The organism is Haloechinothrix halophila YIM 93223 (assembly GCF_000504245.1).
In the GTDB taxonomy this organism is placed as follows: domain Bacteria; phylum Actinomycetota; class Actinomycetes; order Mycobacteriales; family Pseudonocardiaceae; genus Haloechinothrix_A; species Haloechinothrix_A halophila.
In genome coordinates, this window is record NZ_KI632509.1 from 3,388,769 (window position 1) to 3,400,581 (window position 11,813).

10 protein-coding genes are annotated in these 11,813 nt (G+C 67.2%); 1 reads left to right on the top strand and 9 read right to left on the bottom strand.

Annotated elements, in window-relative coordinates; translation table 11 throughout:
* Nucleotides 1-4: 4 nt before the first annotated feature.
* The 9 genes from AMYHA_RS15530 to AMYHA_RS15570 all read right to left on the bottom strand — a co-directional run bounded on the left by AMYHA_RS15530 (nt 5) and on the right by AMYHA_RS15570 (nt 10,431).
* Nucleotides 5-1,483, bottom strand: coding sequence for a vWA domain-containing protein (locus tag AMYHA_RS15530; RefSeq protein WP_051399973.1), 1,479 nt, complete (start codon nt 1,481-1,483; stop codon nt 5-7).
* On the bottom strand, nt 1,470-2,369 hold the full coding sequence (locus AMYHA_RS15535) for an AAA family ATPase (RefSeq protein ID WP_231104769.1): 900 nt from the start codon (nt 2,367-2,369) through the stop codon (nt 1,470-1,472). The genes AMYHA_RS15530 and AMYHA_RS15535 overlap by 14 nt, the downstream gene beginning before the upstream one ends.
* Before the next feature lie 70 nt (nt 2,370-2,439).
* Nucleotides 2,440-3,885 (bottom strand): DUF222 domain-containing protein, encoded by a 1,446-nt coding sequence (locus AMYHA_RS15540; protein WP_169732942.1) that lies wholly within the window; start codon nt 3,883-3,885, stop codon nt 2,440-2,442.
* Nucleotides 3,886-4,011: 126 nt separating this feature from the next.
* Nucleotides 4,012-5,613 (bottom strand): FAD-dependent monooxygenase, encoded by a 1,602-nt coding sequence (locus tag AMYHA_RS15545; RefSeq protein ID WP_034272030.1) that lies wholly within the window; start codon nt 5,611-5,613, stop codon nt 4,012-4,014.
* 57 nt (nt 5,614-5,670) lie between these two features.
* Entirely contained in the window at nt 5,671-6,630 is a 960-nt protein-coding gene (locus AMYHA_RS15550; RefSeq protein ID WP_034277461.1) for an MBL fold metallo-hydrolase, read from the bottom strand.
* Between the two features lie 65 nt (nt 6,631-6,695).
* A complete protein-coding gene (locus tag AMYHA_RS15555; RefSeq protein WP_034272032.1) occupies nt 6,696-6,938 on the bottom strand; it encodes a hypothetical protein in 243 nt (80 codons plus the stop codon).
* Nucleotides 6,939-6,970: 32 nt separating this feature from the next.
* Nucleotides 6,971-8,290: an LVIVD repeat-containing protein gene (locus AMYHA_RS15560; protein WP_034272033.1), complete on the bottom strand. Its 1,320-nt coding sequence runs from the start codon at nt 8,288-8,290 to the stop codon at nt 6,971-6,973.
* Nucleotides 8,291-8,633: 343 nt separating this feature from the next.
* The gene (locus AMYHA_RS27435; protein ID WP_051399975.1) at nt 8,634-10,103 is read right to left on the bottom strand and encodes a VOC family protein; all 1,470 of its coding nucleotides are present in this window, start codon (nt 10,101-10,103) and stop codon (nt 8,634-8,636) included.
* A gap of 52 nt (nt 10,104-10,155) precedes the next feature.
* Complete coding sequence (locus tag AMYHA_RS15570) at nt 10,156-10,431, bottom strand: GlsB/YeaQ/YmgE family stress response membrane protein (protein WP_231104771.1); 276 nt, start codon at nt 10,429-10,431, stop codon at nt 10,156-10,158.
* Nucleotides 10,432-10,636: 205 nt separating this feature from the next.
* On the opposite strand from AMYHA_RS15570, the gene AMYHA_RS15575 reads away from it, so the two are divergent.
* Nucleotides 10,637-11,719, top strand: coding sequence for an alcohol dehydrogenase family protein (locus tag AMYHA_RS15575; protein WP_196776907.1), 1,083 nt, complete (start codon nt 10,637-10,639; stop codon nt 11,717-11,719).
* Nucleotides 11,720-11,813 lie beyond the last annotated feature (94 nt).

Here is an 11,813-nt window from a genome sequence, read left to right on the forward strand (position 1 = left end):
GGCGCTATTCCAGATCCCGCACGAAGTCGGCGAGCTGCGCCATGCTGCGGCATTCGATCATCTCCACGACCTCGGCATACGTCGGCGCGGCCGAATCGCCGCTCCCCCAGTTGCCGCGCGGCTCCGGGTTCAGCCAGTAGGCGTGTTTGGCTCGCCGCACCAGCCCGGCGAACGTCGCCGCCGCCGGGTCGACGTAGTTCGCCCGAGCGTCACCGAGGACGAGCAGTGTGGTCTTCGGCGTGATCGCGTCGGCGTAGTGTTCGTCGAACCGGGTGAACACCCGCCCATAGTTGGTGCCGCCACCCATGAGCCGCATGCTCAGCCCCTGCTCCATCCGGTAGATGGCATCGGCGACGTCGTCCGCCGCGGTGAAGTGCGGCGTGACCTCCTCGACGGTGTCGACGAACGCGAACGACCGCACCGCGCTGAACTGCTCGCTCAACGCGTACACCAGCAACAACCCGAACCGGGCGAACGACGCGACCGACGAGCTGACGTCGCACAGCACGACGAGTTCCGGTTTGTGCGGTCTGCGTGGCCGGTGCCGCGTGTTCACCGGCACCCCGCCGGTGGCCAGCGAGGCACGAATGGTGCGGCGGAAGTCGAGCACACCCGCGCCGCCGCGCTTGCGTTTCATGCTCTTCTTGGTTGCCAGCCGCCGCGCGAGCGGATAGATCTCCCTGCGTAGCGCGGCGAGCTCCGCCTGGCTCGCGCCGATGAGGTCGATCTGGTCGAGCGGTGGCCGCACGACGGACTTCGCGGTCGCGTCCGCACCCCTGTCCTCGGCGATCCTGCGGCGCGCCTCGGCGTTGACCACGCGTTCGAAGCGCGCGATGCGTTCGCGGTACGCACGACGGGCGAGCGACTGGGCGAACTCGTCACGCCCGGCGTCGCTCCGCAGCAACCCCGCGAGCAACGTCCTCGGCGTGAGAGCGTCCAGTGCGGCGTTCGGTGACCAGGACCGGGCGCCGGTGCTCGCCCCGGCCGCCTTGCCGCGGGTGCCGCCGGTTCCGGCCGATGCCGCACCACCTCGTCCGCTCGCATTCCCAGCGGAGCCGCCGCCGATCTCCCCGAAGCGTGCGACCGCCTCGCTCGCGAGCTGCCGCAGCCCGGCGTCATCGCCCTCGAAGAGCAGTTCCGCGAGTTCGGCGCGCATCGCGCGCGCGTCTTCCGGTGCCGCACGGCCGCCGGTGACCTCGACGCGCGGTTCCTGCCGCTGTCGTTCGTCGCCGCGGCCTTCCCCGATGGCGCGCGGAAACCACAGGTCGAAGAGTTCGTCGAACAGTGGCCGGTGGCCTTGGCGTTTGAGAACGGTCGCCGCGTACGCCGTGCGCAGTGACTCCCGGTCGAGCGGTTCGACCATCGTCGTGGCGCGGGCGGCGTCCAGCCCCTCTGCCAGTGACACCGGCAAGCCGGCCTCCCGCAGCGCGTCCAGGAACGCGATGTGGTGATCGAGCAGCGCGGTCCGGTCAGCGTCCGGCACAGGGTAGCCCCAATTCCTTGGCGGCGCGCAGCTGGTCAGACTGGTGCTTGAGCACAACGCCCAGCGTGCTCCTGATCGCTGATTCGTCCATTGTGGACGTACCGAGCGCGAGGAGGGTGCGCGCCCAATCGACGGTCTCGGCGATCGACGGCACCTTCTTGAGTTCCAGGGTCCGCAGCGTCGCGACGACCTCGACCAGCTGGTCGACCAGCGTGGCTTCGATGCCGGGCACCCGAGCCACGACGATGTCGCGCTCACGCTCCCGTGTGGGGTAGTCGAGGTGCAGATAAAGACACCGGCGCTTGAGGGCTTCTGACAGCTCCCTGGTCGCGTTCGACGTCAGCACCACGAACGGCCTGCGCGCGGCCTGGACGGTGCCGAGCTCGGGAATGGTGATCTGGAAGTCCGACAGCACCTCGAGCAGCAAGCCCTCGATCTCGATGTCGGCCTTGTCGGTTTCATCGATCAGCAGCACCGTGGGGTCATCCCTGCGGATCGCGCGCAGGAGTGGGCGCGCGAGCAGGAACTCGTCGGTGAAGATGTCGTCGTGGGTCTTCTCCCAGGTCGCGTCGGACCCCGCGGCTTGGATGCGCAGCAGCTGCTTCGAGTAGTTCCACTCGTAGAGCGCCCGCGCCTCGTCCAGCCCTTCGTAGCACTGCAGCCGGATCAGGTCGGCATCGGTCGCCGCCGCGACCGCCTTGGCGAGTTCGGTCTTTCCCACCCCGGCAGGCCCCTCGACCAGCAGCGGCTTACCGAGCCGCTCCGCCAGGAAGACTGTGGTGGCGATGTCGGATTCGGCCAGATAGTTGACCTCAGACAACCGCTTCGCGACCTCGCCAGGCGAGTCGAACGCAGGCGACGCCGACGGCAGTTCGGACTCAGGCACCACAGCAGTCTCCCTTCACTGCGGGCAAGGTAGCACCCATAAGCTACCGGCGGGTAGCTTATGGGTGGCGTTAGAACGGTGGGTCGTCGTTGAGCGGGGAGTTCGGCTCCGCTGGTGACGCCTCGGCGGGTCGCCGTTGTTCGGGGATCGCCACGTCTGATCCCATGTCCGGTTCGCTTGCCGGTCTCGGTTTTGGTGCGGTGATTGGTGCGGTGATGGGCCGGGTTTTCTTGGTGTAGGTGCGGCCGGTGGGACTGGTGATGGTCGCGGTACCGGTCGTGGGGTCGTAGTCGAGGCGCCACCCTGGCTCGTCCTTCAGGTAGTGGTGGCATTCGCATTTCGGGCCACCGTTGCGGGCGCTGGTTTCCCGGCAGATGCTCCACCCTCGGAGATGATCGAAATCGCAGAGCTGCGCCGGCCGGTAGCAGTAGGGGCATTCGCGGTCTCGGGCCGCGACCAATTCCCGCATCGCCTGGGTCGGGCGGCGACGACGGCTGATGTCCTGCGGCACCCCTGAGCCGGGATCGGTCAGCACTTTCCGCCACACCGACCCCGGGTTGGTGGCGATCTCGCGCGCGATCGGGCCCGGAATCGGCCCGTACCCAGACAACTCGGCACCCTGATCGCTCATCGTGAGCGCGGTATCGACCGGCATGTGCACATACACCATCGCCCCCACACCCGGCGACGCCGTCGAGCCGGTCGACGTGGCGTCGCTCCCGGTGGCGGGCTGTGCCAGTAGCAGTGCGGCGGCCACATCAGCGCGGAGTTGTTCCAGGGTGCGCTCATCCCCGGAGTCGCGTAGCGCGCGAGCGTCGCGGTCGATCCGGGCATACGCGGTGGCGGCGACCTCGGCCGGTAGATCCATAGACAGCGTCGACATGGCGTCCTCGCCCGGCAGTTCCACCCGGCGGCCCGCGCGCGCCCTGCGAGCCCGCACAGCTTGCCCGTCCGGGTCGACCTGTTGCACAAGCCGGCGGGCGGCGCGCCGGATCTGGCTGGCATCGCCCGGCGCGAAACATCCCTCGCGTACCTTCTCGTCGAGGCGGGCGTCCACCTCGCGGGCCTGAGCCGGGGTGAGGTGGTCGGTAATGTCGACGATCTTGTCCGCGGTATAGGCTTCGTACTCGCCGTCATGCATCGCCGCCAGCGTGCACGGCAGCCGTTGCGTCAACGCGCGGGCGCGTTCGCAGCGCCGCTGCGCCGCCTGCCGCGACACCCGCAACTCGAGAGCGGCTTCCTCGGCGACGTAGCGGGAGCCGTCACGCAGTTCGTGCAGCCGCGCCAGCGCGCGAGCCTCCAGCGCATCCGCCCGTGCTCGCGATCGCCGCGCCACCCCAAGCGCGCGGACCGTACCGTCGTCGCTCAACCGGTCAACCTCGTGACGCATCCGCAGCCACTCCTGCTCGGCCAGCTCGTCGGGCACGTAAAGACAGTCCGACAGCGCTGGCACCACCACGTCGTCGGGAAGGAACAGCTTCCCCGACGGGCCAGCGACTTCGATGAATGTAGTCACCATCACATGGTGTCGAACACACATTCGAGACGTCAAGTCAGCGCACCCGCGAGTGGAACCATCGACAGGCCAATTTCGGAACGACCCGCGGCCAAACGGCGATGACCACTCACCGCCGCAGCCCTCTCACCGCCCGACGACCCCACTCGCACGACGCACCGCGGCGACCACATCGTCCGCCGTCGGGTCGTCCAGCACGGCGGCGACGTGCGCGTCCGGCCGGATGACCCACAGCTCGGCGGGCTGCGCGGCCAACGACTCGGTCACCGCACCATCGACGTCGATCGACGCCAGCTCAAGAACCCGGACCGGCGCCGCGGTCGCGGACGCCGCGGCGGCGCGCAACCCGGCGGCGTCGACGTCAGGCCCGGCCAGCAACAGAACGCCGTCGCGCGCGTGGTCCCGGAGTCGCCCACCGACGCCGTCGACGACCACGGGCGCGTCGGGCAGCAGCACACCCGGTCCCGCATCGGGAACCGTCCCGCGTTGCGGACGACCCGCGAACGGCCGACCCGGATTCGGTGTGGTCAGCGGCGAATCGACGTACCAAAATGGTTCGGCAAGCCGACCAGAGTCCACATCGGACGTAGCGGAGGGGTCACGAGCGGCCCGTTCCAGCGCGTCAACCCGATGCCGCCGTTGCGCGTCGGTGTGCGGAACCAGGAAGTCCATCGTGGACGTCGTCACGTCGAGGTTCTCGAGCGCGGCGGCATGCCGTTCGTCGTGGTAGCTCGCCAGCAGCTCGACCGGCGCCCAGCCGCGCAGCACGAACGCGAGCTTCCACGCCGCGTTCTCGACATCCGCCACCCCGGAATTGAGCCCGCGTGCCCCGAACGGCGCATACAGGTGCGCGCAGTCGCCCGCGAGCAGCACTCTGCCCACGCGCAGGTGATCGGCCACACGGGAGTGGAACCGGTACACCGACCGCCACACGACTTCGTAGTCCGTGTCGCCGATGATCGCGCGGATGCGTCGCTCCAGCGCGCCGCTGCGTTCCTCGGCGACGAGGTCGTAGTCGCTCGGCACCTGCCAGTCGATGCGGAATGTCGACTGTGGACACGGATGGATCAGCACCTGCCTGCCCGGGTTGAACGACGGATCGAAGTAGAACCGGCGCTCCTCGGCCCAACCGGGCATGTCCGCGCGGATATCACAGATGAGGAACCGGTCGTCGAACGAACGCCCGTCGAACGACACCCCCAGTGACTGCCGGAGCTCATCAGCCTTGGCGCCCGCGCAGAGGACAGCGTAATCACCCGAGATGTCGACGTCACCAGCGTCAGTCGCACACCGCACGGTCACACCCGACGACGTCTGCTCGATGCTGGTGGCCCGATGTCCCCACCTGACGTCGATCAGCCGTTCGGCGGCGATCCGCGCGTCGAGAACTTCCTCGACGCGCGACTGCGAGATGTTCACGAACGGCGGGAACGCCGACCGGCCAGGGTCGGGCAGGGTGATGGCGAACAGCTCACGGTCACGGTAGAAGGTGCGGGCGGTGGTCCAGGTCAGCCCCTCGTCCGCGATCAGCCGACCGACACCCGCGGCCTGCCAGATGTCGAGCACATCGCGTTGCTGGCAGATCGCCTTCGAGCCGACCAGGTCCCGCTCCGGCCGCCCGTCGAGCACGGTCACGGCGACACCCCAGCGCGCGAGCAACAGCGCGGTCGTTTGGCCGACCGGCCCGTTGCCGATGATCGCGACCCGGCCTGGTGATGTCTCGTTCATGTCGTCTCCGGATCCGGTGTCGTGAGTGCGTAGCAGGGTTAGAACCCTCATCCGCACTCACGACTGCAGCTGGTCCCAGACCTCGCGGTCGCGCTCGGCGGTCCAGATCGTCGGCCGCTGGACACCGGACAGTTCCTCCCACACCCGTGCGACGTCGAACGGCAGGCAGTGCTCGAAAATCGGCCAGTTCCCATAGTCATCGGCCAACGCGGCATGGGCGGCGTCGAACGCCTCCTTGAGCGAGCCACCCCCCTTCCGCACCGCGTCGACCTCGCGCAGCATCACGTCGAGGAAATGCCGGGTCTGGCCGATGGCGGCATCGACCGCGTCGCGCCCGTGTACCACCGCTCCCCTGCCACCGACCAGCGCCTCCGCACCCAACGCGGCCACAGCATCCAAGGTCGACGTCGACCAGTCACGATGAAACGCATCGCCGGTATAAAGCGCGGCCTGGGCCTCAACCAAGTCACCCGCGAACAGAATCCGCCGCCGCGGCAACCACGCCACGAGGTCACCCTCGGTGTGACCCCGCCCGAGGTAACGCAGCTCCAACGCGCCCCGGTCACCACCAAGGTCAATAGTGACGGCATCACTGAAGGTCAACGTCGGCCACGTCAAACCAGGAATCGACTCCGGACCGTCGAACAACCGGGGCATCCGGCCCAACTCCGATACCCAATCCTGCTCACCACGCTCAGCGATCAACCCACGCGTGTTGTCATGCGCGATAATCACCTCGGCGTCGAACGCGCTCGCCCCCAGCACCCGCACCGCGTGATAATGCGACAGCACCAGATACCGCACCGGCTTATCGGTGTACTCACGCAGCTTCCCCAACCACTTCCGCGCCGCGACCGGAGTCGCCAACGCCTCAAAACACACCAGAAAGTCCTCCCCCTCGACCGCGCCGACGTTCGGATCGCCCTCCGCGGTGAGCGCGTAGACACCGTCGGCGAGCACCTCCAGCGTCTGTTCCTTCTCGGTCAGGTCGGTTGAGGACGCGAATGCCTTCACGATCCACCCCTTTGTGCGACATCGCTGTGCCTCCCATCGTGTCCGAGCGGGTCGCGGCCGTCTACCGGCTACTCGGCGGACACGAACGTGGCCTCGCATAACGTCCACAGGTGCTCGTCGAGCGCTTCCCGCGACCAGGCACGGCCGGTGAGCAGCCGTTCGAACAGGTCGGTCGCGATGAGCCCCCAGAGCATGTCGGTGGCGGTCTCCACCGTCCACGGCGCGGCGAGCCGCCCCCGCCGCCAGCCCCTCGGCGATGCGGCGGCACCCGGCCAGCTGCGCCTCGACGACGTCGACGTGCCCCGGCCCACGCCGCGAGCACAGGCCGGGGCACGTCGCGAGGTCAGCCGCCGTAACCGTCCAGGGTGAACGTCCAGACGCCCCCCTTGTCAGCGGTCGACGGATCGCTACCCGTGAGGTTGGCAGGCGAGAAACTGCTCGCGTACAGCTTCCCCTGGTACGGGTACGCCGCCCAGAAGTTCGCGCCGTCCGGCTCGTAGAAGGCGTGCGTCGTCGGCGCCGATGGGTCGGAGAAGTCCACCACCCAGACGCCGTGCTGGTAGTACGAGGTCACCACCATGTCGCGGGCGTCGCCGTTCTCACCAGGCATCTCGAAGGTGCCGAAGAAGTGCGTGGTGCAGAAGTCCGACGTCGGGTCCGGTGTCGGCGCCGACCAGTACGACTTCGGCTGCGGGTTCTTCGGATCGCTGATGTCGTAGAACCAGATGGTGCCCGAAGGCTGGTTCGGCGCGAGGCAGCCGGTGTTGGCGCCCGCCGCACCGAGCCACTCGTCCTGAACCAGCAGCACGTCACCGGACTTGTTGACGTGCGCACCGTGGTGGATCGAGACGTCGGGGTTACGGATGATCGTCTCGATCGTCGGGTTCCTCGGATCCGAGATGTCCCAGATCATCGTCTCGGTGATGCCCGCGCAGAACGCTCGGTCGCGCTCCAGATCGAGCCCGATGTCGTGGCAACCCATCGACGTCGGCATGGTGCCGCTGTTGTTGGTCATCTGCTCATGCTCGCCACTGGCGTCAGCGTCCGGGAACTCCAGGAACGTCACCGGTGGGTTCTCCGGGTTGGCACCGACGTCGATGATCGACACGCCGTCTACCGCGAACGGATCACCGAGGTTGTACGAGGCGTTGTAGACCAGCCCGGTGTCGCCGACAGCGGTGAGGTTGTGCGAGCCGTGGATGGTCTCGGCGAACCCAACGGAATGCGGCTTGCGCGGGTTCTTCGCGTCGATGACGCGGATGCCTTCCTCGCCCTCGCCGGGCGCGCAGTTGACGTTGTCGTCGTCAGAGTCGTGCGACTGGACGATGTACTTGCCGACCCAGTCGACATCGGCGTGCCAGGAAGAACAGTTCAAAAATGACAGTGGCTCGAGCGTGCCGTCTTTCCTGTCGCGCTTGAGGATATGCACACCGCTGTCTTCCCTGGCGCCCTCGTCCCACGCACCAGCGCCCGCCGCGACCAGGTGGCCGTTGAAGGCGATGTCGGTGCCGTAGGGGAAGGCGTCGTGGTCGGTGAGTGCGATGTTGTCCGTGTGAGTGATCGTGTCCGCCTCTTGGGCGGAGGCGGCCCCGGCGAGCCCAGCAGCCACCAAGGCCGTCGCGCCGATCACCGCGATGGTGCGGTATCTGGTCCACTTCGACATCAGGTTCTCCGATCTGTCGTTTCGCCAGCGTGGGTGCCCGCCAACACCCGTGCGCGTCGCCGATAGGCAGGACGCGATGTTCGGCTCAACGAGCGACGTCGCGAGAAGAAACCCCATTCATATTCACGCAGGTCAAACCGTTACTGACGAATCAGACCCGCACGACGACGAGCCCGGCCGTAACATGAATCACTCTCTGATCGTTACCACGCGCAAACACATCCAAGCAGGCTAGCTACTGTGCGTAACATTCGGAGGGGCGCGGTGGGGTACCGGCGCTCGATACCGGAGGCGAGCGACGACCTGCTCGGCAGCGCCGCGAGTGCACTGAACCTGAGCGAGCTCACCCCGCGGACCGCACCGCCAGCTGCACGGTCTCGGGCAGCGGGACATCGACGTCGTGCACGTCGAAAGTGTCGGTGTCGATGGCGACGACGTCGCCGTCAGCCTCGATGGCGAACAGCCACTCGCTGTCCGGCGAGAACACCAGACCAGAACCGATGTACGCGCCGGTGCGTCGTTCCCGTCCGGTGGCGAGGTCCGTAATGGACACCTCGCCGAGCTTCCCTTGCCCCTTGCGAATGGCCGCGATCGACCCGTCCGGCGCGATCGCATACTGCGGCCTAACAAACGGGTCCACGAACTGCCGTTCGATCGTGCGCCGCTGCCCGGTGTCTCGAGAGATCACGACACGCTTGCACCGCGCCCGCTCATCGCATTCGGTGACCAGGAAGTGATCCGCGCTGACACCGTCCACCTTGCCGGTCGTCACCCGGCGTGGGCCGCGTAGTCCCGGCCGCATGAGGTAGGTACCACCCGCGGCGTGCACCAGCACGTGACCAGCATGGTCCGATGCGGCAGGGCCGGTCGCTGGGGCGTAGAACGACGGGCCGACATGCTCGCCTGCCACTGTGTACAGCGTGAACGTCGGCAGATAGCCGGAGTCACCGTCGGTGTCTTCAACCCAGACCTGGTTCGGTCCTGGTCCAGGAAACATCTGCCCGCCACCGCCGAGCGCGCCCTGGAGCATGCGCGCGGGCTGGCCGTCTGACACCAGGTAGCCCAGCGCATCGTCGACAGGACGCACGATGGTCCAGTCAGGTCCAGTAAGCAGCGACACCGGCCCGGACCCGTCGAACTGCGGCAGCTGGGTGGTGGTGACACGACCCTCGGCAAACTCGATGCGTGACACGGTGTTCTGCCCGCGTGCGATGAGTTCCCAGTCCGCGGTCACGCCGAGCACGGGTTCGCCGACGTCGACAACGGAGGCGTCCTGGTCCGTCGGGCCAGGCTCGGGGGCGGGTTCGGCCTGGTCCGCACCCGTCTGCTGCCGGACCATGATGATCGCCACCGCCAGGACTCCGACCAGCAGCAACGCCAGCCATGGCGTTCTCCGACGCCATACGCCACGTGAACGACGTTCCGGCTCGGGCTCGTCGCCGAGCACACGCACCGCATCGGGTTCGGACGACCAGACCCGATCAGTGGACGTCGACTCGACCAGGCGAATGAGGTTGCCCTCGGGGTCGCGTACCCAGGCGACCCCGCCGCGCGCGGGAGTCGCCGGATCGACGTTCACAGTGGCTCCGGCCGCGCGTAATTGCGCCACCATCGCGTCGAGGTCGTCAACGTCGAAGCTGACCGACCAGGTCGTTCCGTCGGTGTCACCAGGTTGGCCGGCATCGGCGCGCACCATCACGCCGTTCGCGCTGGCGTCGGTCTCCGCACCAAGCTGGTCGGCATACCACTGACCGAGCCGCGCGGGGTCCTGCGCGCTGACAACGGCCGCACCGACCCCGCTGACCCGCTCCATGCCCCCTCCTCACACCGGGTACGTTCCGTGAGTCACGGAGTCCCGGCGTCGGTTACTGCTTCGCTTTGGCGCGCCCGGAGAGTCCTTCCGCGACACCGATAAGCAGAACGGCGACCACGACCGCGATGATGAATCCAAGCACGTTCAGTTCGAAGATGTCGCCGGTCCCGACAAGGTTGGCGATCGTGCCGCCGATGACCGAGCCTGCCAGCCCCAGCAGCAGCGTGGCGATGATCCCCAGGTTCTGCTTGCCAGGCTTGATGAGGCGCGCGAGAGCGCCAATGATGAGACCCGCGACGATGAAGCCAATCATGGCAATGTCCTCCACCCTGAACTGTGTACCGGTCTAGCTGGCCGGATGATCTCATCGTAACGAGGGTTCACGGATCCCGCGGTTCATCGGGGTTTGTGACCCCCATGGCGCGGTCACTCCGGTAGCAACACCATGTGATGTGTCCCTTGCGCGTCCAGGGAGCACGAGCGGCATCGGCGGAAGCGCTGATCTCAGGAGGAACCAAATGCTTCCCGATACCATGAGTGCAGTTCAACTGACAGGCCACGGCGGCCTCGAGAAGCTCGTCTACCGTGACGACGTACCCGTTCCGAGTCCCGCGCCGGGGGAAGTCCTCATCGAAGTCACCGCGACCGGGATGAACAACACCGACGTCTGGGTCCGCGAAGGCGCGTACGGTACCGAGACCTCACCGGGTTCGGTGTCCACCTGGCGGCGCGATCGCTCCACGCTGGAGTTCCCGCGCATCCAGGGAACTGACATCGTGGGACGCATCGCCGACGTCGGCCAGGGTGTCCCGGCGAGTCGCATCGGTGAACGGGTCATCGTCGACTTCAGCATCTACAACCGTCCCGAGGGCGATAACAGCCTCGCCGACATCGACTACATCGGGCACGGGCGAGACGGTGGCTATTGCGAGTACACGACCGTGCCCACCGAGAACGCTTACCAGACCGATGCCGGTATCAGCGATGCCGAGCTGGCGACGTTCGGCTGCGCCTACCAAACCGGCGAACACATGCTCGACCGTGCCCGGGTAGCGGTGGGCGAACGTGTCCTCGTCACGGGCGCTTCCGGCGGCGTGGGATCTGGCATCGTCCAGCTCTGCCGAGCCCGCGACGCCATTCCCTACGTCGTCACCAGCCGCGAGAAAAAGGACGCCCTCATCGCGATCGGCGCGGAAGGCGTTGTGTTTCGCGATGATGGTGACCTCGTCGCGCAGGTGGATGCGGCGACTGACGGCGCGCCCATCGACGTCGTCGCCGATCTCGTCGCCGGGCGACTGTTCAACGACTTGCTGCGGATACTGCGTCCCGAGGGCAGATACACCACAGCTGGTGCGATCGGCGGGCCGGTCGTTGAGCTCGACCTGCGCACCATGTATCTGAAGCAGCTCGAATTCCACGGTTCGTCGCAAGGAACACGCGACACCTTCCGCAGGGTACTGCGCCTTATCGAGCACGGAACGATCAAGCCGCTGCTACACGACGTGTACCGGCTCTCCGAGTTCCACCGCGGCCAAGAAGCCTTCATGGCCAAGAGCCACATTGGCAACATCGTGATCGTTCCGGACGCCAAGTGGGACGACCACGGGCTCAGCTGAACCCTGCCCACGCGCGGTCAGCGCGGCCCGCAATAGCCATCGTGACCGGCACCTGCACGCCGAAATATTGACGATATCCAGATACCGTGATTAT